This is a genomic window from Actinomycetospora sp. CA-053990 (genome assembly GCF_050948445.1).
Classification (GTDB): domain Bacteria; phylum Actinomycetota; class Actinomycetes; order Mycobacteriales; family Pseudonocardiaceae; genus Actinomycetospora; species Actinomycetospora callitridis.
The window spans coordinates 1,926,599-1,949,858 of record NZ_CP192043.1 but is presented as its reverse complement, the minus strand read 5'-3'; the positions used below and the strand labels follow the sequence as shown (position 1 = coordinate 1,949,858).

General features: G+C 74.3%; 17 protein-coding genes and 1 pseudogene. 10 read left to right on the top strand and 8 right to left on the bottom strand.

Annotation, left to right across the window (positions count from 1 at the left end; all coding sequences use genetic code 11):
• Position 1: 1 nt before the first annotated feature.
• Complete coding sequence (locus ACQPYN_RS09940) at positions 2-748, bottom strand: acyltransferase (protein ID WP_433036374.1); 747 nt, start codon at positions 746-748, stop codon at positions 2-4.
• Between the two features lie 23 nt (positions 749-771).
• Between ACQPYN_RS09940 and ACQPYN_RS09935 the strand changes: the two are divergent.
• The 4 genes and pseudogenes from ACQPYN_RS09935 to ACQPYN_RS09920 all read left to right on the top strand — a co-directional run.
• Positions 772-1,359, top strand: a pseudogene (locus tag ACQPYN_RS09935) (PfkB family carbohydrate kinase); the annotation flags it as partial.
• Entirely contained in the window at positions 1,302-1,634 is a 333-nt protein-coding gene (locus ACQPYN_RS09930) for a PfkB family carbohydrate kinase (RefSeq protein ID WP_433038818.1), read from the top strand. The pseudogene ACQPYN_RS09935 and the gene ACQPYN_RS09930, both read left to right, overlap by 58 nt.
• Positions 1,622-2,569, top strand: coding sequence for a nucleoside hydrolase (locus tag ACQPYN_RS09925; protein WP_433036372.1), 948 nt, complete (start codon positions 1,622-1,624; stop codon positions 2,567-2,569). Before ACQPYN_RS09930 ends, ACQPYN_RS09925 begins: the two co-directional genes overlap by 13 nt.
• Before the next feature lie 36 nt (positions 2,570-2,605).
• Positions 2,606-3,166, top strand: coding sequence for a DUF5709 domain-containing protein (locus ACQPYN_RS09920; protein ID WP_433036370.1), 561 nt, complete (start codon positions 2,606-2,608; stop codon positions 3,164-3,166).
• 48 nt (positions 3,167-3,214) lie between these two features.
• On the opposite strand, the gene ACQPYN_RS09915 is transcribed toward ACQPYN_RS09920, so the two are convergent.
• Genes ACQPYN_RS09915 through ACQPYN_RS09895 form a run of 5 tightly spaced genes read right to left on the bottom strand, consistent with a single transcriptional unit; the run spans position 3,215 to position 7,297 of the window.
• Positions 3,215-3,556: a TraR/DksA family transcriptional regulator gene (locus ACQPYN_RS09915; RefSeq protein ID WP_433036368.1), complete on the bottom strand. Its 342-nt coding sequence runs from the start codon at positions 3,554-3,556 to the stop codon at positions 3,215-3,217.
• A 14-nt stretch (positions 3,557-3,570) separates the two neighbouring features.
• A complete protein-coding gene (locus ACQPYN_RS09910; RefSeq protein WP_433038816.1) occupies positions 3,571-4,779 on the bottom strand; it encodes a THUMP-like domain-containing protein in 1,209 nt (402 codons plus the stop codon).
• Entirely contained in the window at positions 4,776-5,717 is a 942-nt protein-coding gene (locus ACQPYN_RS09905) for a class I SAM-dependent methyltransferase (protein WP_433036366.1), read from the bottom strand. Before ACQPYN_RS09905 ends, ACQPYN_RS09910 begins: the two co-directional genes overlap by 4 nt.
• The gene (locus tag ACQPYN_RS09900; protein WP_433036364.1) at positions 5,714-6,493 is read right to left on the bottom strand and encodes an enoyl-CoA hydratase/isomerase family protein; all 780 of its coding nucleotides are present in this window, start codon (positions 6,491-6,493) and stop codon (positions 5,714-5,716) included. The genes ACQPYN_RS09905 and ACQPYN_RS09900 overlap by 4 nt, the downstream gene beginning before the upstream one ends.
• A 39-nt stretch (positions 6,494-6,532) precedes the next feature.
• Positions 6,533-7,297, bottom strand: a complete 765-nt coding sequence (locus ACQPYN_RS09895; protein WP_433038814.1) for an ABC transporter ATP-binding protein — start codon at positions 7,295-7,297, stop codon at positions 6,533-6,535.
• Positions 7,298-7,451: 154 nt separating this feature from the next.
• Here ACQPYN_RS09895 and glgX point away from each other — a divergent pair, with 154 nt between their 5' ends.
• Positions 7,452-9,497: a glycogen debranching protein GlgX gene (glgX, locus tag ACQPYN_RS09890; protein ID WP_433036362.1), complete on the top strand. Its 2,046-nt coding sequence runs from the start codon at positions 7,452-7,454 to the stop codon at positions 9,495-9,497.
• A gap of 36 nt (positions 9,498-9,533) precedes the next feature.
• On the opposite strand, the gene ACQPYN_RS09885 is transcribed toward glgX, so the two are convergent.
• Together ACQPYN_RS09885 and glgP are read right to left on the bottom strand one after the other, a co-directional pair.
• Positions 9,534-9,728 (bottom strand): hypothetical protein, encoded by a 195-nt coding sequence (locus ACQPYN_RS09885; protein WP_433036360.1) that lies wholly within the window; start codon positions 9,726-9,728, stop codon positions 9,534-9,536.
• A gap of 816 nt (positions 9,729-10,544) precedes the next feature.
• Positions 10,545-13,082 carry an alpha-glucan family phosphorylase gene (glgP, locus tag ACQPYN_RS09880; protein ID WP_433036358.1) on the bottom strand — a complete coding sequence of 846 codons (2,538 nt, stop codon included), beginning with the start codon at positions 13,080-13,082 and terminating at the stop codon, positions 10,545-10,547.
• Between the two features lie 1,872 nt (positions 13,083-14,954).
• On the opposite strand from glgP, the gene ACQPYN_RS09875 reads away from it, so the two are divergent.
• The 5 genes from ACQPYN_RS09875 (at position 14,955) to glgB (ending at position 23,216) form a co-directional block, all read left to right on the top strand.
• Positions 14,955-17,051, top strand: coding sequence for an alpha-1,4-glucan--maltose-1-phosphate maltosyltransferase (locus tag ACQPYN_RS09875; protein ID WP_433038812.1), 2,097 nt, complete (start codon positions 14,955-14,957; stop codon positions 17,049-17,051).
• A gap of 119 nt (positions 17,052-17,170) precedes the next feature.
• Positions 17,171-17,680: an FxsA family protein gene (locus tag ACQPYN_RS09870; protein ID WP_433036356.1), complete on the top strand. Its 510-nt coding sequence runs from the start codon at positions 17,171-17,173 to the stop codon at positions 17,678-17,680.
• A 66-nt stretch (positions 17,681-17,746) separates the two neighbouring features.
• Entirely contained in the window at positions 17,747-19,555 is a 1,809-nt protein-coding gene (gene treS, locus ACQPYN_RS09865) for a maltose alpha-D-glucosyltransferase (RefSeq protein ID WP_433036354.1), read from the top strand.
• Positions 19,555-20,991, top strand: a complete 1,437-nt coding sequence (locus tag ACQPYN_RS09860) for a maltokinase N-terminal cap-like domain-containing protein (protein WP_433036352.1) — start codon at positions 19,555-19,557, stop codon at positions 20,989-20,991. The genes treS and ACQPYN_RS09860 overlap by 1 nt, the downstream gene beginning before the upstream one ends.
• Positions 20,988-23,216, top strand: a complete 2,229-nt coding sequence (gene glgB / locus ACQPYN_RS09855) for a 1,4-alpha-glucan branching protein GlgB (protein WP_433036350.1) — start codon at positions 20,988-20,990, stop codon at positions 23,214-23,216. Before ACQPYN_RS09860 ends, glgB begins: the two co-directional genes overlap by 4 nt.
• The last annotated feature ends 44 nt before the right edge of the window (positions 23,217-23,260 follow it).

Sequence of the window (23,260 nt, the reverse complement as noted above, 5' to 3'; positions counted from 1 at the left end):
ATCACTCACGTACGGCCGGCTCGCCCGCCGACGTGCCCGGCGCGCCGTCCGGTGACGCCATCGCCTGCCCCGCGGCCAGGGCCGTCTTGCGCGCGATGTCCGCCAGCGCGGCGCGGTCGGCGGCCGCGGCCTCGTAGTCGGCCAGGCGATCGCGCACGACCCGGGCCGGCGCTCCGACGGCCACGGAGTGGTCGGGGACGTCGCCCCGCACCACAGCGTGCGCGCCGAGCACACAGCCGCGTCCGACCCGCGCGCCGCGCAGGACCGTCACCTTGGTCCCGATCCACGTCTCCGGCCCGATGCGCACCGGCGACTTGACGATGCCCTGGTCCTTGATCGGCACGTGCACGTCGGCGTAGCGGTGGTCGAAGTCGCAGACGTAGATCCAGTCGGAGAGCAGGGTGGCCTCGCCGAACTCGATGTCGAGGTAGCAGTTGATCGTGTTCTCGTTGCCGAACACCGACTTGTCCCCGATGCGCAGCGAGCCCTCGTGGCAGCGCAGGCGGGTGTTGTCACCGATGTGCACGAACCGGCCGATCTCGAGGCGCCCGAACCCCTCGCGCGCCTCGAGCCGCACGCCCTTGCCCAGGAAGACCAGCCCGTGCAGCACGATGTGCGGCTGTCGGACGCGCACCTTGATCATCCGCCAGTACCGGACCAGGTAGAACGGCGACCACGCGCGGTGGCGCACGATCCAGCGCAACGACGCCCAGGTGAGCAGTCGCGGCTGGCGCGGGTCCGACCTCACGGGTGTGACCCTACGATCGCGCCGTGGCGTCCCCCCGATCCGGCCCGACCGTCGCCGTGGTCGGCAGCGTCAACCTCGACCTGGTCGCCCGCGTGGAGCAGCTCCCGGCGCCCGGGGAGACCCTCACCGCGCGCAGCGTCACCCGCGTCCCCGGCGGGAAGGGCGCCAACCAGGCCCTCGCCGCGGCCCGGCTCGGCGCGCGCGTGCGGCTGTTCGCCGCCGTCGGCACCGACCCCCTCGCGGGTGAGGCGCTGACGCTGCTGCGTGCCGGCGGGGTCGACCTCGGGTCCGTCCGCCGGGTCCGCGACGCCGCGACGGGCACCGCGATGATCCAGGTCGACGACGACGGCGAGACCACGATCGTCGTCGACCCCGGCGCCAACGCGACCCTGACCGTCGACCCCGCCGCCCTCGACGCCGACGTCGTGCTCACCGTGCTCGAGGTGCCCGACGAGCCCGTCGCGACGGCGATGGCGGCGTCCGGGTTCACGGTCCTCAACGCCGCGCCGGCCCGCGCGGTCGCCGGCGACGTGCTCGCCGGGCTCGACCTGCTCTGCGTGAACGCCGGCGAGTACGGCGCCCTCGCCGCTCACGCCGACCTCGAGGACGTCGTGGCCGTCGCGATCACCCACGGCGCCGCGGGGCCGAGCTGCGCCGCCGCGGGCGGGTCGTCGCCCACGTCGCGTCGCCTCCGGTCGACGCCGTCGACGGCACCGCCGCCGGGGACGCGTTCACCGCCGCGCTCGCGATCGCGCTGGCCACCGGCGTCGACGACGAGAGCGCCCTGACGCGGGCCTGCCGGGCGGGCGCGCTGACCGCGACACGTCCCGGGGCCCAGCCGTCGCTGCCGACCTTCGAGGAGATCGACGTCCCGTGGCCCCGCTGATCATCGACACCGACCCCGGCGTCGACGACGCCTACGCGCTCGCCCTCGCCGCGCGCGCCCCCGAGGTCGACCTGCGCGCCGTCACCGCCGTCTTCGGGAACGTCGACCTGCCGACCACGACGACCAACGCGCGCCGCCTGCTCGGGATGCTCGGGCGCGGGGACGTGCCGCTCGGGGTGGGCGCCGACCGCCCCCTCATCCACCCCACCACGCGGCGGGCCGCCGACGTCCACGGCGACGACGGGCTGGGCGGGGTCGCCGAGCGCTTCGGGCCGCTCGGTCCCGAGCCGGCCGGACGGGCGCTCGATGTGATCGCCCGCGTGCTCGAGACCAGCGCCGAACCCGTCGTCCTCGCCGCCATCGGCCCGCTGACCGACGTCGCCCTGCTGCTCGCGACCCGTCCCGACCTCGCTGAGCGGATCGCCCGGCTCGTCGTCATGGGCGGCTCGATCGGCGCCGGCGGGAACGTGAGCCCGGCCGCGGAGTTCAACGTCTGGTCCGACCCCGAGGCCGCGCGCCGCGTCCTCGTCGAGGAACGGGTGCCGACGACGCTCGTGCCCCTGGACCTCACCCACGAGGTGACCGTCGACCGCGCCTGGCTCGACGCGCTCGCCGCGTCCGGGCCGGTCGGCGAGGCCCTGGCCGCGACCCGTGACGTCTACGCGCACGGTGAGGCACTCGGCGTGGATCGCGTCCCGATCCACGACGCGGTGGCGCTGCTCGAGGCGATCGCCCCCGGGACGCTGGCGACGGTGCCGCTGGAGGTCGAGGTCGACACGTCGCTCGGTCCCGGCCGCGGGACGGTGCACGCCGACCGCCGGGGCCGGGCTCCCGGCGGCCGGACCGTCGACGTCGCCCTGCCCGACCGCACCGACGTCGACGCGGTCCGCGCCGCCCTGCTCCGGCGCCTGACCGGTGACGACCCTGACCGGTGACGACATGGCCGGATGACCGGTCGGGTAGCCACACCCATGACCGAGCCCGAGCACCGTGACGACGTCCCCGAGTCGCCCGACCTGGGCGCGAGCATCCAGCTGGAGTCGGGCGAGTCCCTGGACGGCCCGCCCGGCACCGACGGCCTCGACGCCGGCTACGTCTCGCCGAACCGCCCCTTCGGTCTCGACGACCCCGACACCACGCCCGCAGGGCAGCGTGAGCGCGAGACGGTGGACGAGCGTCTCGCGCGGGAGATCCCCGACGACACCGGCGGCGCGGCCACCGCGCCCGGGCTGGAGCTCTCCGAGGGCGAGATCGGGTCCGAAGCCGGACAGGGTCGGTCCGGGCGTCTCACCGCCGCGGAGCCCGACCCCGACCAGTTACCGGGCCGATCCCTGGCCGCCGTCGACGTCGGCATCTCGGGCGGTGCCGCCTCCGCCGAGGAGGCCGCGATGCACGACCTCGAGGAGGACGAGATCGTCGACCCCGAGGACGCCGACCAGGTCTCGGGCGGCGAGCGCCTCGAGGGCCCGGACGTCCGTCTGCGCGACGACGAGGTCAACCCCGCGACCGGTGTCCCCGACACCTCGCTCTGATCCACCCGCGGCCCGGCCGTCACGCAGAGCCGGGCCGCGGGCACGGCATCACGCGACCTCGGCGTGCTCCCGGCACGTGTCGACCTGTGGGCGCGCCTCGAGACGCTCGTCGTCGATGTCCGCGCCGCACACACGGCAACGACCCCAGGTGCCGTCGTCGAGACGGGCGAGGGCGGCGTCGATGTCGGCGATCTGGCGGTCGCTCTCGTCGGCGAGCCCCTGGCGCTCCATGGCCTCCTCGACCTCGGAGCCGTAGTCGCCCGGGTGCTGCCCCAGCGATCCCTCCTGCTGCACGTCCGCGGAGGGTGCGTGCTCGCGGGACCACGAGCCCATCTCACGCAGCCGGTCGCGCTCCTCGCTCAGCACGCGGCGGGCCTTCTCGGCGTCCATGGGCTGGTGCCTCCTCATCGTGGGTCGGAGGCTGCGGATACCCGGTCGCTCACCGCCTCGCACACGTACGCCTCCGGCCCCGTCTCCAGGCGGGCGAGGACGACGGTCGCCTCCTGCGAGCCCGCCAGCTTGAGGCGGGGCCGCAGGGCGTTCGGGTCGACGTCGAGGCCGCGGACGAGGATCTCGACGCGGCCCACGCCGCGCCGGCGCAGGGTCGTGCGCAGCGTCTTCTCGCTGTAGCGGCCGTGCTCGAGCACCCGGAAGGCCCGGATGCCCGGCGGTGGGGCGTCGCCGGTCAGGTAGGCGAGGTGCTCGTCGACCCGCCACAGCCCGTGCCGCGCGCCGTACTGGCGCACCAGCCCGGCGCGCACGACGGCGCCGTCGGGGTCGACGATCCACTCGCCCGCCGGGCCCACCGGGCAGTCGTCGTCCTCGGCGTCGGTGATCTGCCAGGCCGGGCCGCGGGTCGAGAGCACGGTCGCCCGCCGGTGCGTCGTCGCGAGACCCGCGGACCAGAGCGCCGCCTCGCGCACCCGGCCGTCGAGGCTGACGAGCTCGACCTCGGCCGCCCAGGGCACGAGCGCCGGATCGAGGCCCGGGGCGGTCGACACGACGAGATCGTGGGGGCTTTCCTGACGTTGAACGCCAGCATGGCCCCCAGGCTGACAAAGCCGGGCGAGCTCCTCCAGCGGCGGGACGAAGTCGGCGGGGCGCCAGGTGCGGCGGCCGGAGGCCGTGCGGCGCGCCGGGTCGGCGACGAGCACCGTGCCCCGGGTGACCGGCGCGAGGGCGTCGGCGCGCACCAGGGGCACGCCGGGCACGTTGACGCGCGCCATCGCCAGGCGCACCGGGTCGAGATCGGAGCCCACCAGCCGCGAGGCCGTGTGCCGCAGGGCGTCCAGCTCGGCGCCCACCGAGCAGGTCACGTCGTGCACGTCGCGACCCGCGAGCCGTGACGCCCGGTGCGCGGCGACCGGTGCGGCGGTGGCCTGCTCGGCGGCGTCGGCGGTCAGGAGCCAGCCGTCGGGGACGCGCCCGCGGACCCGCGCCTGCAGCAGCGCGGTCTCGAGCACGGGCGCGGCGCGGTCGCCGAGACGCTCGCGCAGCACCGTCACCGCCCGCAGCCGGTCGTCGCCGACCAGCTCCGACGCCCGGAGGGCGGCCTCACGCCCCGCCGACGACGCCAGGTAGGCGACGTCGTCGAGGGTGAAGGAGTACGTCAGAGCGACACCGGGTCCGCCGGCCGCACCCCGGTGACCAGCGCGTTGTAGAACAGCGAGCGGGGCACGACCTTCGACAGCAGGTGCTCGTCGACCCACGAGAGACGCTGCCAGGCGCGGTAGGCGAACATCGCCCACCCCATGCCCAGCTTCTCGGGCGGCACCGCGGCCTCGAACGTGCGCACCGGCCAGCCGAACACCGCCGCCGAGAGCTCCTCGGTGACCACCCGGACGTCGACGGCCCCCGCGGCGTGGGCGTAGCGCTCGAGGCGGTCGGGGTCGAAGACGTGCTGGTCGACCACCGACTCGAGCGCCGCCGCCCGCGACGACTCGTCGAGCTCGGCCTGCGGCTTGAGCCACGACGACGGCGCGAACCGGGTCGTCGCCCACCACGTCGCCTGGCCGAGCTTGCGGGCGTAGAGGTCGCCGAGGCGCGTCGGCTCGCCCGCGAAGACGAACCGCCCGCCCGGCTTGAGCACCCGCAGGATCTCGCGGAACGCCGTGTCGAGGTCGGGGATGTGGTGCAGTACCGCGTGCCCGACGACGAGGTCGACGGACGCGTCGGGCACCGGGATCGTCTCGGCGTCGGCCACGCGACCCTCGACGTCCAGGCCTAGCGCCGACGCGTTGCGCGTCGCCACCTCGACCATGCCCGGCGAGAGGTCCGTGACCGTGCCCCGGCGCGCGATCCCGCCCTGCATCAGGTTGAGCAGGAAGAACCCGGTGCCGCAGCCCAGCTCGAGGGCGTGGTCGTAGGTCGCTTCTCCCGGGTTCACCGCCCGGAAGCGGTCCACCGCGAACGTCGTGCAGCGCTCGTCGAACGAGATCGACCACTTCTCGTCGTACGAGACCGACTCCCAGTCGTGGTACAGGACGTTCGCGAGCTTGGGGTCGTCGCGGGCCGCGTCGACCTCGGCCTGCGACGGGTGCGACACGCTCATCGGCCCAGGAACTGGGCCTTGCCGGGCCCGTTCTCGGCGAACGACCGCATGCCGATCGTCTGGTCCTCGGTGCCGAACAGCGCGGCGAACATCTCGCTCTCGAGGTTCAGGCCGGTGCGCAGGTCGGTGTCGAGCCCGCGGTCGATGGCGGCCTTGGCGGCGGCGATCGCGCGCGTCGGGCCGTTGACGAACTGGGTCGCCCACGCGTGGGCCCGGCTGTAGACCTCGTCGGGGGCGACGACCTCGTCGACCATCCCGAGCGCCAGCGCCTCCTCGGCCTTGTACATCCGGCCGGTGAAGATCACGTCCTTGGCCTTCGACGGGCCGATGAGCCGCGCGAGACGCTGCGTCCCACCGCCGCCGGGGATGATCCCGAGCAGGATCTCGGGCTGGCCGACCTTGGCGTTGTCGCCGGCGATCCGGCGGTCGCACGACAGCGCCAGCTCGAAGCCGCCGCCGAGGGCGTAGCCGGTGATCGCGGCGACCACCGGCTTGGGGATCGTCGAGACGGCGCCGAAGCCGTGCGACAGCTCGTGGGCGCGCTCCGCCATCTCGGAGTAGGTGAGCGCGGCCATCTCCTTGACGTCCGCCCCGGCGGCCAGCACCTTCTCGCCGCCGTAGACCACGACCGCCCGGACGTCGGTGCGTCCCGCGGCCTCGGCCGAGATCTCGGCCAGCTCCAGGTTCAGCTGCCGGTTCACCGCGTTCATCGGGGGCCGGTCCAGGCGGATGGTGCCCACCCCGCCCTCGACCTCGAGCCGCACGAACTCCGTCACCGATGAGCCTCCTCGATCTGCATGAATCCGGCCGCGACCCTATCTGCGGATCGCGGTGAAGCGACCGCGGCGGCTCGCGAGCTCGAGCGGCTGCCCGAACGTCGCCGACAGGTTCTCCGACGTCATCACGTCGTCGAGCAGGCCCTGGGCGACCACCCTGCCCTCGCGCAGGAGCAGCGCGTGGCTGCAGCCGGGCGGGATCTCCTCGACGTGGTGGGTGACCATGACCGTCGCCGGGCCCTCGGGGTCCGCGGCCAGCCCCGTGAGACGCGCCACCAGGTCCTCGCGACCGCCGAGATCGAGGCCCGCGGCGGGCTCGTCGAGCAGCAGGAGCTCGGGATCGGTCATCAGCGCGCGGGCCAGGAGCACGCGCTGGCGCTCGCCGGTCGAGAACGTCCCGTACGCCCGTCCGGAGAGCGCCGCCGCGCCCATGACGTCGAGCAGGCCCGCGGCGCGCGCGTCGTCCTCGGGGTCGTAGTGCTCACGCCAGCTGCCCAGGACGCCGTAGCCGGCGCTGCGCACGATGTCGTGGGCGGTCTCGTCGGTGGGGATGCGGCCGGCGAGGCTCGCGCTGGCCAGCCCGATCCGCGGCCGCAGCTCGAAGACGTCGACACGCCCGAGCCGCTCGCCGAGCAGCTCGACGGTGCCCGTCGTCGGGTGCATCTCGGCCGCGGCGAGCCGCAGGAGCGTCGTCTTGCCGGCCCCGTTGGGTCCCAGCACCACCCAGCGCTCGTCGAGCTCGACGGTCCAGTCGAGGTCGGCGAGCAGGTCGTTGCCGCTGCGCCGTACGCCGACGCCGGTCATGCGGATCACGGTGTCCGGGTCGGGCACGTGCTCGGTCACTCGCTGGGTCACCCCGTGGATTCGCGCCGGTGTCCACCTCGGTCACCGACCATCCTGTCGGATCACACTCCGCTTCGGGCGACGGCCCGCCCCCGATCGGGCACGATCCCCTCCGATGTCCACCACCGCTCCCCAGCCCGGCGCCCATCTCGACGGTGAGGTGCTGCACGCGTGCGTCCCCGCCGGGCCCAGCGTCGAGGCGGTGGAGCTCTGTCTGCCCGGCCCGGGCGGCGAGCGGCGCATCGAGCTGGGCCGTTCCGGCGACGGGTGGTGGCGCGGCACCGCCGACGGCGTCGCCGCGGGCGACCCCTACGGCCTGCGCGTCCACGGCCCGTGGGAGCCGGGTCGCGGCGTGCGCACGAACCCCGCGAAGCTCCTCGTCGACCCCTGGACGCGGCGCGTCGAGGGGTCGGTCACCTCCCTGGCGGCCGCGCGCGCCTTCGAGGGCACCGACCCGTTCTCCGCCCGCCCCGACGACCACGACTCGGCGGGCTCGGTGCCGCACGGGATCGTCACCGCGCCGCTGGAGCCCGTCCCGGGTGCGCGTCCCGGGGTGCCGTGGCCGGACACGGTGATCTACGAGACCCACGTCCGCGACCTCACGATGCGCCACCCGGCCGTCCCCGAGCACCTCCGCGGCACCTACGCCGGGCTCGCCCACCCCGCGGTGATCGACCACCTCGTCGGGCTCGGGGTGACGACGCTCGAGCTGCTGCCGGTGTTCGCCCACGCCGACGAGCCGAGCCTGCTCTCCCGCGGGCGCACCAACCACTGGGGCTACTCGACGCTCGCCTACCTCGCCCCGCAGCCGCGCTACGCGTCGACGCCCGGCCGCGAGGTCGAGGAGTTCCGGGCGATGGTGGCGACCCTGCACGCCGCGGGCCTCGAGGTCGTGCTCGACGTCGTGTTCAACCACACCTGCGAGGGCGGCGCCGACGGCCCGTCGCTGTCGTGGCGGGGCCTGGACGCCGCCGGCTGGTACGCCCTCGACGCGCGGGGCCGCGACGTCGACCTCACCGGCTGCGGCAACACCCTCGACGCGGCGTCGCCGCTGGTCCGGAGCCTGGTCGTCGACTCCCTGCGCCACTGGGTGACGACGATGGGCGTCGACGGCTTCCGCTTCGACCTCGCCTCGACCCTGGGACGGCCCCGCGGCGGCGGCTTCGACCCGTCCGCGCCGCTGCTCACCGACATCACCTCGGACCCGGTGCTCTCCACCGTCAAGCTGATCGCCGAACCCTGGGACGCGACCGGCGAGGGCTACCAGGTGGGCGGCTTCGGGCCCGCCTGGGCGGAGTGGAACGGGCGGTTCCGCGACGACGTGCGCGACTTCTGGCGCGGCCACGGACCGCTCTCGGGGATCGTCACCCGCATCGCCGGCTCGTCGGACCTGTACTGGCCCGCCCGCACCCCGGCCGCGTCGGTCAACTTCGTCACCGCGCACGACGGCTTCACCCTCGCCGACCTCGTGTCCTACGAGCACAAGCACAACGAGGCCAACGGCGAGCAGGGCCGTGACGGCACCGACGACAACCGCAGCGCCAACCACGGCGTCGAGGGGCCGACGTCCGACCCCGCGATCCTGGCGCTGCGGGCCCGGCAGGCGCGCAACCTGCTCACCACGTTGCTGCTCTCGGCGGGCACCCCGATGCTCCTGGGTGGCGACGAGCTCGGTCACACCCAGCACGGCAACAACAACGTCTACTCGCTCGACGACGAGACGTCCTGGCGCGCGTGGGACTCGCCCGAGCTGGTCGACTTCATCGCCCGCGCGCTGTCCCTGCGGCGCGCCACCCCGGCGCTGCGGCGCACCGACTTCTTCTACGGCCGCGCGGACACCGACCCCGAGGACGCCGCCCCGGACATCGCCTGGCTGCACCCCGACGGCCGCGAGTTCACCGAGCCCGACTTCCACGCCCACGGCCGGACGCTCGTGGTCCGCGTCGACGCGGCGCCGTCGCTGCTGCTGGTGCTCCACGCCGGCGACGCCCCCGTCGACGTCCTCCTGCCCGCTGCCTTCGGCGACGCCGCCTGGACCCCGGTGCTCGACGCCGGCACGCCCGGCGGCGCCCCGGCGACGACCGACCCCCTGCCCGCCGGCGAGCCCCTCGCCGTCCCGGCGCACACGGCCCTGGTGCTGCGGGCGGTGCCGGCGAGCTGACTTCGGTGGCGAGAACCGCGCTGAGCGCGGGTCTCGTCACCGAAGTGGGCTCCGGGACGCCAGGGTCCGCCGAAGACGACCGAGGGACGCCTCGGGCTCCTCGTGCAGCTCGTACCAGTGGGTGCGCAGGACGACCCAGCCCGCGGCCACCAGGGCGGACTGGCGGGGCCCGTCGACGAGGAAGGCACGCAGGTCCCGGTGGTACGCCCACCCGTCGATCTCCACGACCACCCGCTCGGCGTGAAGAGCATGTCGGCGATGACGGGCCCGTAGCCGGGCAGGAGGAGCTCCGCGTTCGCCCGCCAGCCCCGCAGCCCGGCCCGGCGCACCAGCCGATGGCCCCGTCGCTCCGCCTCGGACCGTGCGCCGCCGTCGGCGAGGGCCAGCAGCCGTTCGGCCAGCACGGCGCCGTGACGACCCCGACGGCGTTCGTGGACCTCGCGGAGCGCCGTCGGGTCGACCCGTTTCCGCAGGAGCGCCCGGTCCATCAGCCGCGCGCCCTCCTCGAGGCCGAGTCCGACGGCCGCGTCGAGGATGGTGGGCGCCCGGGTGGTGACGAGCAGCCCGCGCACCCTGGTGCGGTCCACCGGCTCCACGTCCCGCCGGAGCAGGCGGACGCCACCGCGGGGACGCGGCTGGTGATCACGGCCGACGGCGACCTCGACGCGCGCCGGGGCGACGTCGAGGAAGCCGTACCACCAGGCGGCCGACCGCCCGACGAGGACGGCGTCCGCGCCGAGGGACAACATCGCCGCCCAAGTGCGCGACGCCGGCGTCTCGTCGTGCTCGGCCACCTGGAAGACACGCGGGCCGGCAGGGAACCACGCCTGCGCTGCGACCCGGCGCCGCACGGCGTCGTCGCTCAGCCCCGCCACGAGGGCCTGGTCGAGGGAGATGACGCCGTGCTGGTGGCGGATACGTCGGCGGAAGGCGTTCAGCTGTGGGGTGCTCACACGCCTTTCGACGCAGGGACACCGCGTCCGGATCCGTCCTCGGTGGCGAAACCCGCGCTCAGCGCGGATCCCGTCACCGAAGTCGCACCACCCGCTACGCCGGCAGCACGACCCGGCCCAGCTCCGCGGGAGCGGCGAGGAGGTCGTGGCGGGGCAGCACGCGCACGGTGTAGCCCAGGACGCCGGCGTGGGGCAGGGCGACGACGGCCTCGAAGCGGTGCGAGCCGTCGTGGCCCGGGCCGATCGAGGTCATCGGCTGGACGGTCGACTCCGAGAGCTCGTCGGCGTCGTCGGCGCGGCCCACGACGGCCTGGACGAGCACCTCGGAGGGGTCGAGGCCCCCGAGCACGACCTCGGCGCGCACCGTCATCGGTGCCCCGAGCACCGGGGTGTCCGCGCCGCCCGAGGCGTCGACCTCGGCGACCGCTACGGACGCCCAGGCGGCGTCGAGGCGGGCGCGGTAGGTCGCGAGCTCCTTGGCGCCGGCCCACCCGTCGGCCACGACGCGCGCGGCCGACCGGGCGGCGGGGGCGTACCACTGCTCGACGTAGTCGGTGACCATCCGCGTCGCCTGCACCTTCGGCGAGAGCGTCGCGAGGGTGTGGCGCACGAGTGCGGTCCAGCGGTCGGGCACGCCGTCGGCGCCACGGTCGTAGAACAGCGGGGCGACCTGCGTCGTGAGCAGGTCGTACAGGGCGTTCGCCTCGATGTCGTCGCGGCGGTCGGGGTCGTCGACGCCGTCGGCGGTGGGGATCGCCCAGCCGTTGCGGCCGTCGTAGAGCTCGTCCCACCAGCCGTCGCGCACCGACAGGTTGAGCCCGCCGTTGAGCGCCGACTTCATCCCCGACGTGCCGCACGCCTCGAGCGGGCGCAGCGGGTTGTTCAGCCAGACGTCGCAGCCCCAGTAGAGGTAGCGCGCCATCGACATGTCGTAGTCGGGCAGGAACGCGATCCGGTGGCGCACGCCGTTGTCGTCGGCGAAGTGGACCATCTGCTGGATCAGGGCCTTGCCCGACTCGTCGGCCGGGTGCGACTTGCCCGCGATCACGAGCTGCACGGGGCGCTCGGGGTCGAGCAGGATCGACTTGAGCCGCTCGGGGTCGCGCAGCATGAGCGTCAGCCGCTTGTAGGTCGGGACGCGGCGCGCGAAGCCGATGGTGAGCACGTCCGGGTCGAAGATGCGCTCGGTCCACGCCAGCTCCGGGTCGGACGCGCCGCGCTGCAGCCACGAGGCCCGCACCCGCCGGCGGACCTCCTCGACGAGACGCCGGCGCAGCGTCCCGCGCAGCTCCCAGAGCAGCGAGTCGGAGACGCCGAACAGCTCCGGGCTGCCCGAGGCCTCCACGCCGGCGGTGAGCCCGCCGATCTCGCGGGCGGTCCAGGTGGGGCCGTGGACGCCGTTGGTCACCGAGCCGATCGGCACCTCGGGCGCGTCGAAGCCGCCCCACAGGGACTGGAACATCCCGCGCGAGACCTCGCCGTGCAGCTGCGAGACACCGTTCGAGCGCTGGGCGAGGCGCAGGCCCATGTGCGCCATGTTGAACATGTCGCCGGCCGGTTCGCGACCCAGGGAGAGCACCCGCGAGGGCTCGATCCCCGGGAGCATGTCGGCGGTGAAGTAGTGCTCGACGAGGCCGACCGGGAAGCGGTCGATGCCCGCGGGCACCGGGGTGTGCGTGGTGAAGACGGTGCCGGCGCGGACGGTCGCGAGCGCCTGCTCGAAGTCGAGGCCGGCGTCGGCCACGAGCTCCCGGATGCGCTCGAGCCCGAGGAAGCCCGCGTGACCCTCGTTGGTGTGGAAGACCTCGGGCGCGGGGTGCCCGGTCAGCCCGCAGAAAGCGCGGACCGCGCGCACGCCGCCGATGCCGACGAGGATCTCCTGACGGATGCGGTGCTCCGCGTCGCCGCCGTAGAGGCGGTCGGTGATCTGGCGCAGGTCGGGGTCGTTCTCCTCGATGTCGGCGTCGAGCAGCAGCAGCGGCACGCGGCCGACCGACGCCACCCACACCCGCGCGCGCAGCGTCCGGCCGCCGGGCATCGCGACGCCGACCAGGACCTGCTCGCCCGAGGCGTCGGCGAGCAGGTGCAGCGGCAGGCCCTGGGGGTCGAGCGCCGGGTACTGCTCCTGCTGCCAGCCGTCGAGCGAGAGCGACTGGCGGAAGTAGCCGGAGCGGTAGAGCAGGCCGACCGCGACCAGCGGCACGCCGAGGTCGCTCGCCGCCTTGAGGTGGTCGCCCGCGAGGATGCCGAGCCCGCCCGAGTAGTTCGGCAGGACCTCGCTGACCCCGAACTCCATCGAGAAGTAGCCGATCGCCGACGGCAGGCCCTCCGAGGCGCGGCCCTGGTACCAGCGCGGCTCGCGGAGGTAGGCGCGCAGATCCTCGGCGCGCTCCTGCACGCGGCCGACGAACCCGGCGTCCTCGGCCAGCTCGGCCAGGCGCTGGGGACGGACCTCGCCGAGCATCCGGACGGGGTCGCCGCCGCACGAGCGCCAGACCGCTTCGTCGACGCCCGCGAACAGGTCCTGCGTGGGCCCGTGCCACGTCCAGCGCAGGTTCATCGCGAGCTCCTGGAGGGGCGCGAGAGCGGCCGGGAGCTGGGCACGGACGGAGAAGCGACGCAGAGCCTTCACGCGGCCGGAGCCTACGGCTCGACCCGCGACGCGCCGTGCGGGCCCACCTTCCCTGGATCGATCCCATGACTACGCTGCGTGGCGTGAGTGCGTTGGGGAGATGGTGGCGGTCCGGACGACGTTCCGAGGAGGCGCAGGGCCGGGACGAGGCCCCGCCGGAACCCTCGTCGGAGGCGCCCCGCGACGTCACCGGGGAGCAGGCCACCGTGGGGTCCGACGGGGCCAGCAGCCCGCCCTTCCTCGGCGGTTTCGCGACGGAGACCGGCAGCGAGACCGGCGAGGTCGAGACCGGCCCGCCGTCGGGTTCCTGGCGCCGCAGGCGACGCGGCTGGGGGTCGGCCGAGGACGTCGAGGTCGGGCCTCCCCGCCGCCCGACGCCCGCCCCCACGGGCCCACCACCGGCCCGTTCCCGATGCCCGGGCGCACCGCCGGCCCGCCGTCCGGCGGCATCCCGATGCCCGGCCGCCCCGCCGGTCCGCCGTCGGGTGGCTTCCCGTCGCCGGTCGAGCGATCGGAGCGGCCCACCGAGCGGCCCGAGCGCCCCGTCGTCCCGCCGTTCGGGACGTACGGGCCCGCGCGCACGACGTCGGACGACCCGGTGACGCCTCCCAACGGCTTCCACGCGGTCGGCGGGGACATGCCCGGCATGCCGCCCGGCACGGAGACCGGCGGCTCCCCACCCCGACGCTGCCGCCGTGGCGCCGGCCCGCGACCCCGCCCTGGGGCGTCGCCACCGGTCGGCCCGCCACGCGCCCCTCGTCGACCCCCGACCGGCCCTCCGCATCGATTCCGCCGGTTGCGGGTAGCGGACCAGGCATGACCTCGTCGTCGGACCCCGATCCCGACCAGACGACCGGACGCGTGAGCCCTCCGGTCGGGGATCGTCCTGCCCCGGACCGTCCCGGTACGGACAGGCCCCTCACGGATCGACCCGAGCCCCCCGCCGACGACGCGTCCTGGTTCATGCCCCGGACGCCCTACGCGCCCGTCGGCTCCGCGGCTCCCGCGAACGACGAGCCCGAGACGACGACCGTGACCACCGGGGACGCGCCGCAGGACCCCCCGATCGACTCCCCGACCGACGACGCCACTGACACCGGCACCGACTCCGGCACCGACTCCGGCCCGGGCTGGCGAGCCGCCGCCGCGGGCGCCGCGGGCCTGGGCGTCGCCGGGCTCGCGGCCAGGGCGGCTTCGAGGTCCGACGATCGCCCCGAGCCGGAGGACACCACTCCGCCCCGCACGCGTCCGTGGCCGGACACCACGGGCCTCGGGTCGCCCGCGCCGAGCACCCCCGACCCCGTCGACCCGCCGGCCACGACCGTGTCCCCGGGACACGGCTCCGACCCGACCCCGTCGTCGTCGAGCACACCCCTGGCGACCGACGAGCCCGTCGGCCCGCCGACGCCGACCCCCTCGTCGAGCACGCCCGACCCCGCCGACCCGCCGGCCGCGACCGTGTCCTCGGGACACGGTCGTCACGTCGTCCCGGACGACGACGACCCCCTCGGCATCGGACCGCTGCCGGTCGACCCCGCCGAGGACCCCACCGACCACCCCGAGCCGCACCTCGCCCCCGACCACCCGCGCGACGAGGTCCCGGCCGCGGACACCCCGGCGACCGCCGATACCGACCTCCGCGGCGGCGACGCCCCCGGCGACGTGACCGTGACCGACCCCGACGGCGCGGACGTCCCGGCCGAGGAGCCGGCCGGCGCCCCCGCGACGGACGCCGGCGCGGTCTCGCCCACGGCCGCTGCGCCCGCCACGAGCCCGGACTCGACCACGACAGAGGCCCCGGCCACGACGGAGGCCCCCACCACCCCGGCGCCCCGCGCCGCCATCCCCGCCGACGCGATCGACCGGCACGCCCTGCCGCAGGGCCGGATCGGGATCGACGAGGTCACGCCGGAGGTCTCCGGCGGGCGGTTCCCGTCGAAGGCCGTGGTCGGCGAGGTCGTCCCGGTCGAGGCGACGGTCTGGCGCGAGGGCCACGACGCCGTCGCGGCGACCCTGGTCTGGCAGCGCTGCGCCGCCCGGAGCCACGGGCAGGACCCCGACGCCACGATCCCGTGTGGCGACGAGGCCCCGCGGAGCACGCGCATGGTGCCGACCGGCCCGCTGACCGACCGGTTCGCCGGCCAGGTGGTGCCCGACGTCGAGGGCCTGTGGAGCTTCCGCGTCGACGCGTGGAGCGACCCGTGGGCGACGTGGCGCCACGCCGTCGACGTCAAGACGCGGGCCGGCCAGGGCGCCGCCGAGCTGTCCAACGACCTCGAGTCCGGGGCCCGCCTGCTCGAGCGGGCGGCCGACGGCATCGAGCAGCGCCTGCGCGACACCCCCCGCGTCGCGGAGGACGACCCCGCGAGCGAGCGCACGGGCGGCATCGCGATGCCCCCGGTGCTCGACCTCGCCCGCACGCTGACCAAGGCCGCCGCGGAGCTGCGCGACACCGACCTCGAGCTGCCCCAGCGCGTCGGGCTCGCCCTGTCGGTGCCGGTGCACCGCACCATGACCGAGTACCCGGTGCGGGAGCTCGTGACCGAGGGCGAGACCCACCACGTCCAGGTCGAGCGCTCGCTCGCCCTGGCCGGCGCCTGGTACGAGTTCTTCCCCCGCTCCACGGGCGGCTGGGACGACGAGGGCCGGGCGGTGCACGGCACGTTCGCCACCGCCACCCGCGAGCTGGACCGCGCGGCGGCGATGGGCTTCGACATCGCCTACCTGCCGCCGATCCACCCGGTGGGCACGGTCAACCGCAAGGGGCCGAACAACACCCTGACTCCGGGGCCCGAGGACGTCGGCTCCCCGTGGGCCATCGGCTCGGCCGCGGGCGGTCACGACGCGATCGACCCGAACCTCGGCACGATCGAGGACTTCGACGCGTTCGTCTCCCACGCCCACGAGCTGGGCCTCGAGGTGGCCCTGGACCTGGCGCTGCAGTGCGCGCCGGACCACCCCTGGGCCCTCGAGCACCCGGAGTGGTTCACGATCCGCCCCGACGGGACGATCGCGTACGCCGAGAACCCGCCGAAGAAGTACCAGGACATCTACCCGGTCAACTTCGACACGGACCCCGAGGGCATCTACGCCGAGGTCCTGCGGATCGTCCTGTACTGGATGGAGCACGGCGTCCGCGTCTTCCGGGTGGACAACCCCCACACGAAGCCGCCGAACTTCTGGAACTGGCTCATCGCCGAGGTGCACCGCCGGGACCCGGGCGTGATCTTCCTGGCCGAGGCGTTCACCCGCCCCGCGCGGCTGTTCGGGCTGGCCAAGGCCGGCTTCAGCCAGAGCTACACGTACTTCACGTGGCGCACGGGCCGCGACGAGCTGCGCGAGTTCTTCGAGCTGCACCGCGACCGCCTCGACGAGTGCCGACCGAACTGCTTCGTCAACACCCCGGACATCCTCCACGAGTCGCTGCAGGTCGGCGGGCCGGGCATGTTCGCGATCCGGGCGGCGCTCGCGGCCACGCTGAGCCCGAGCTGGGGCGTCTACGCGGGCTTCGAGCTCTTCGAGCACCAGCCGGTGCGCCCGGGCAGCGAGGAGTACCTGGACTCGGAGAAGTACCAGCTGCGCCCCCGCGACTTCGCCGGCGCGCTGGCCGAGGGCCGCAGCCTCGAGCCGTGGATCACGCGCCTCAACCAGCTGCGCCGCGACCACCCCGCGCTGCGCCAGCTGCGGACGGTGCGGTTCCACGACACCGACAACGAGGCGCTGCTCGCCTACTCGAAGACCGACCCGCTCACCGGGGACACGGTGCTGTGCGTCGTGACGCTCAACCCGTTCGGCATCGAGGAGGGCAACCTGCACCTCGACATGTCGGCCCTGGGCCTCGAGCGCCACGACCGGTTCGGGGCCTACGACGAGGTCAGCGGGCAGACGTTCGAGTGGGGCGAGACGAACTACGTGCGCCTCGAGCCGTGGCGCGACGTCGCGCACGTCATCTCGGTGCTGCGCCGGTAGCCGGGAGACCCGCAGACCCTGTGCGCCCGCTGAGAACCGGGCGCATCGGGCACGATCCGGGGCCGCGGGGCGTTGCACCGGACGAGAGCCCTGGGAGGTCCCCGGGTAGGAGGTCAGAAGTGCGCGTACTCGTCGCCCTGGCGGTCGGTCTGGCCGTGGAGATCACCGTCCTCGTCCTGGTCGGGCAGGCCATCGGGTTCTGGGGTCTGCTCGGGGTCCTGGTGCTGTCCGCGGTCGTCGGCTTCCTGGCCCTGCGACACGAGGGCCGGCGCTCGCTGGTCGAGCTCGGCCGCGCCGCGCGCTCCGGGCGGCCGGCCGAGGCCGAGGTCGCCGACGGCATGTACGTGGCGCTCGCGGGCGTCCTGCTGGTCGTGCCCGGCCTGCTGTCCACCCTCGCCGCGCTCGTCCTGCTGGTCCCGCCGGTGCGCCGGGCGCTCGCGCGCCGCGCCGCCGATCGCGCGGTGCGCGCCGGTAGCGCGCGGATGGGCCCGACGGTCACCGTCGCCGGCGTCGGCGGCCCCGCCGGTGCCGCGGGCCCGACCTGGGGAGCGCGCCCGGACCCGGCCGGCACGCGCTCGTTCCGCGGCACGGTCATCGAGGCCCGACCCGCCGACGACCCCGACTCCTGACGGTCGCCGAGCCGCGGTCCGCCCGGTGCCGCGCCGAGCCGGGCTGGACCACTAGCGTGACGCCTGATGAACGAGGGAGTCAGCACCGAGGCGGACACGGTGGCGAACGAGGAGCCGGGCGCCCACGTCCGGGACCACACCGAGGACAAGGGCGCCCACGCCGTCGAGGAACCGAGCGCCGCGGCGTTCCGGCACGCGCGGACGCTTCCCGTCGACGAGGACTGGTACAAGCGCGCCGTCTTCTACGAGGTGCTGGTCCGGGCGTTCGCCGACTCCAACCGCGACGGTTTCGGCGACCTGCGCGGGCTGATCGACAAGCTCGACTACCTGGCCTGGCTCGGCGTCGACTGCCTGTGGCTGCCGCCGTTCTACGACTCGCCGCTGCGTGACGGCGGCTACGACATCCGCGACTTCCGCAAGGTGCTCGGCGATTTCGGCACCGTCGAGGACTTCGTCGAGCTGCTCGACCAGGCGCACGCCCGGGGCATCCGCGTCATCACCGACCTCGTCATGAACCACACCTCCGACCAGCACCACTGGTTCCAGGAGTCCCGCAGCGACCCCGAGGGGCCCTACGGCGACTTCTACGTCTGGTCGGACGACGACACGCGCTGGTCCGAGGCCCGGATCATCTTCGTCGACACCGAGGCGTCGAACTGGACCTACGACTCCCGGCGCGGGCAGTTCTACTGGCACCGGTTCTTCTCCCACCAGCCCGACCTGAACTTCGACAACCCCGCGGTGTGCGAGGCGATGCTCGACACGCTGCGGTTCTGGCTGGACCTCGGGATCGACGGGTTCCGCCTCGACGCGGTGCCCTACCTCTTCGAGCGCGACGGCACCAACGGCGAGAACCTCCCCGAGACGCACGCGTTCCTCAAGCGGGTGCGCAAGGTGGTCGACGACGAGTACCCGGGCCGCGTGCTGCTGGCCGAAGCCAACCAGTGGCCGTCTGACGTCGTCGAGTACTTCGGCGACGCCGAGATCGGCGGCGACGAGTGCCACATGGCGTTCCACTTCCCGCTGATGCCGCGCATCTTCATGGCGGTGCGGCGGGAGTCGCGCTTCCCGATCTCGGAGATCCTGGCGCAGACGCCGGAGATACCGTCGAACGCGCAGTGGGGCATCTTCCTGCGCAACCACGACGAGCTGACGCTCGAGATGGTCACCGACGACGAGCGCGACTACATGTACGCGGAGTACGCGAAGGACCCGCGGATGAAGGCCAACATCGGCATCCGCCGGCGTCTGGCCCCGCTCCTCGACAACGACCGCAACCAGCTCGAGCTCTTCACCGCCCTGCTCCTGAGCCTGCCCGGCAGCCCCGTCCTCTACTACGGCGACGAGATCGGGATGGGCGACAACATCTGGCTCGGCGACCGCGACGGTGTCCGCAGCCCGATGCAGTGGACGCCGGACCGCAACGCCGGCTTCTCCCGGTGCGACCCGGGCCGGCTCAACCTGCCGGTGATCATGGACCCGGTCTACGGGTACCAGGCGGTGAACGTCGAGGCGCAGTCCAACTCGACGGCGAGCCTGCTGCACTGGAACCGCCGCATGATCGACATCCGCAAGCAGCACCCGGCGTTCGCCCTCGGTTCGTTCCACGAGCTCGGCGGCACGAACCCGAGCGTCCTCGCCTACCTGCGTGAGCACACCGACGCAGAGGGCACCCGGGACGTCGTGCTGTGTGTGAACAACATGTCGCGCTTCCCGCAACCGGTGGAGCTCGACCTCATCGCCTGGAAGGGCATGGTCCCCACGGAACTCACCGGCGGGGTGCCCTTCCCGCCGATCGGTGAGCTCTCCTACCTGTTGACGCTGCCCGGCCACGGCTTCTACTGGTTCGCGATCCACCCGGCCGAGGAGCGCTGATGTCCGCACTGACGCCCGACGGGTCCCCCGACCCGCTCGCCGGACTCCACGACGCCCTCATCGCCTGGCTGCCCTCGCAGCGCTGGTTCCCCGCGAAGGGCCGTCAGGTCGCCGGCGTGCGCACCGCCGCCCACTCGGTGATCTCGCAGCCCGGTGAGACGCCGACCGTGGAGCACGCGGTGATCACCGTGTCGTTCGCCGACGGGGCCGCCGAGGAGCGCTACCAGCTGATCCTCGGGGCGCAGCACCAGCCGCCCGGCGACCTCGACCACGCCGTCATCGGCCGACGCCCGGCCGACCACGGCGACGACGTGGTCTACGACGGCCTCGCCGACGGGCGGATCAGCCGGCTGTTCCTCGCGCTCATCACGGAGAACGCGACGCGCGAGCCGCTGCGCTTCGTCGCCGAGCCCGACACCGAGCCGGTGATCGTGGGCCCCGGGCGCCCGCTGCAGGGCGAGCAGTCGAACAGCTCGGTGATCTACGGCGAGCGCGCCATCCTCAAGCTCTTCCGCCGCGCGACGACCGGGCTCAACCCGGACCTCGAGCTGCACCGGGCCCTGCGCCGCGAGGGCAGCGCCGAGGTGGCGCCCCTGCTCGGGGCGATCGAGGGCTCGCTGGACGGCGAGCCGATGACCGTGGCGATGCTGCAGGAGTACGCGGCGAACTCGGCCGACGGCTGGTCGATGGCCCTGGCCAGCGTGCGCGACCTGCTCGCGGAGGCCGACCTGCGCCCCGACGAGGTCGGCGGTGACTTCGCCGGCGAGGCCCACCGGATCGGCAAGACGGTGGGCGCGGTGCACCGCGAGCTCGCCGCGGCGCTTGGCACCCGCCCGCTCGACGCGGAGGTGGCCACCGAGGTCCAGGCCTGGATGCTCGAGCGGCTCGACCGCGCCGCGGCCGCCGTCGAGGGCGTCGCCGAGCAGCGCGACGCCATCGCCGCCGTGTTCCGCGGGGTGAGCGACGCGGGCCCGACGACGATCCAGCGCATCCACGGCGACCTGCACCTCGGCCAGGAGCTGCGCACGCCCACCGGCTGGCTGGTGATCGACTTCGAGGGCGAGCCGTCGAAGTCGCTGGCCGACCGGGTGCGTCCCGACTCCCCGTTGCGCGACGTCGCCGCGATGCTGCGCTCGTTCGACTACGCCGCGTTCCACCAGCTCTCCGAACGGGAACAGGCCACCGACGATCCCGATCCGCAGCTCGAGCGCCGCGCGCAGGAGTGGGCCGACCGCAACCGGTCGGCGTTCTGCGACGGCTACGCCGAGGTCACGGGGACCGATCCCCGGGACACACCCGAGCTGCTGCGGGCCTACGAGCTGGACAAGGCGGTGTACGAGGTGCTGTACGAGACCCGGAACCGGCCGGGGTGGGTGTCGATCCCGCTCCGGTCGATGCGCCGGCTGCTCACGCCCGCGGGGCGGAGCCAGCGATGACCCGGTCCCGTCCGCTGACCCCCGCGCCCTCGGACCTCGACGTCCACCTGCTCATGGAGGGCTCGCACCGCGACCCCCACTCGGTGCTCGGCCCGCACCGTGACCCCGAGTCGCCGGGCACCGTGATCGTGCGTGCCCTGCGCCCCGGCGCCGACGCCGTCGACGTCGTGATCGACGACGGCCCGACGGCCGGGCGCTACCCGCTCGCCGCGGTGCACGCGGCCGGGGTGTTCGCCGCCGGCGTGCCCGGGCCGCTGCCGCGCTACCGCCTCGCGACCCGGCGCACCGACGAGACCACCGGCGAGACCGTCGAGACGATCGCCGACGACCCGTACCGGTTCTCCCCGGTGCTCGGGCCCGTCGACCTGCACCTCATCGGCGAGGGCCGCCACGAGCGGCTCTGGGACGCCCTCGGGGCGCACTTCCGCCGGTGGCCGACGCCCGCGGGCCCCGTCGAGGGCACGTCGTTCGCCGTGTGGGCGCCCCACGCCCGCGGCGTGCGCGTGTGCGGCGACTGGGAAGGCTGGGACGGCACGGCGACGCCGATGCGCGCGCTCGGCTCCGGGGTCTGGGAGCTGTTCATCCCGGGCATCGGTGACGGCGCCCGCTACGGCTTCCGCATCCTCACCCCGGACGGCAACTGGCTCGACAAGGCCGACCCGATGGCCTACGCCGCCGACCTGCCGCCCACGCCGGCGTCCGTGGTCACCACGTCGACGCACGAGTGGACCGACCAGGCGTGGATGACCGCGCGGGACGCCTCGGCCCCGCACAGCGAGCCGATGAGCATCTACGAGCTGCACCCGGGCTCCTGGCGCCAGGGTCTCGGCTACCGCGAGCTGGCCGAGGAGCTCGCCGAGTACCTCACCGAGACCGGCTTCACCCACGTCGAGCTGCTGCCGGTCGCCGAGCACCCGTTCGGCGGCTCGTGGGGCTACCAGGTGAGCTCGTACTACGCGCCGACCTCGCGCTTCGGCACCCCGGACGACTTCCGCTACTTCGTCGACCGCCTGCACCGCGCGGGCATCGGCGTGATCGTCGACTGGGTGCCCGCCCACTTCCCCAAGGACGAGTGGGCGCTGGCGCGCTTCGACGGCACGCCCTGCTACGAGCACGGCGACCCGCGCCGCGGCGAGCAGCTCGACTGGGGCACGCTCGTGTTCGACTTCGGGCGCTCCCAGGTGCGGAACTTCCTCGTCGCGAACGCCCTGTACTGGCTCGACGAGTTCCACATCGACGGCCTGCGCGTCGACGCCGTCGCCTCCATGCTCTACCTGGACTACTCGCGCACCGACTGGACGCCCAACCGCTACGGCGGCCGCGAGAACCTCGAGGCGGTGTCGTTCCTCCAGGAGGTCAACGCCACCGTCTACAAGCACCACCCGAGCGTCGTGACGATCGCCGAGGAGTCGACGGCCTGGCCGGGCGTCACGCGGCCGACCCACCTCGGTGGGCTCGGCTTCGGCTTCAAGTGGAACATGGGCTGGATGCACGACACGCTCGACTACATCGGGCGCGACCCCGTGCACCGCGGTTACCACCACAACCAGATGACGTTCTCGATGACGTACGCGTACAGCGAGAACTACGTGCTGCCGCTGTCGCACGACGAGGTCGTGCACGGCAAGGGCTCGCTGTGGACGCGCCAGCCCGGTGACGACGACCGCAAGGCCGCGGGCGTGCGTGCGCTGTTCGGCTACATGTGGGCGCACCCGGGCAAGCAGCTGGTGTTCATGGGCGGCGAGTTCGGCCAGGTCCGCGAGTGGTCCGAGGAGCGCTCGCTGGACTGGGAGCTGCTCGACGACCCCCGGCACGGGGGCCTGCGCCGCCTGGTGGGCGACCTCAACGCGGCCTACCGGTCGCTGCCGGCGATGTACCAGCTCGACTCCGACCCCGCGGGCTTCTCGTGGATCGACGCCAACGACGCCACGGGCAACGTGCTGTCGTTCCTGCGCCACGACCGCGAGGGCAACGCCGTGGCGTGCCTGGTCAACTTCGCCGGCGTCGACCACCCGAACTACCGGGTGGGCCTGCCGCAGGCGGGTCGCTGGCGCGAGGTCGTCAACACCGACGCCGACGTCTACGGCGGGCGTGGGGTCGGCAACTACGGGGCTGTCATCGCCTCGTCGAGCCCGTGGCACGGTCGTCCGGCGTCCGCGGAGGTCACCCTCCCGGCGTCCGCGGTGATCTGGCTGGCCCTCGACCGCAGTTCCCCGTCCCTCTGACCCGGATCCGCACGCGCGGCGCCGACGGGCCGGGCATGATGTCC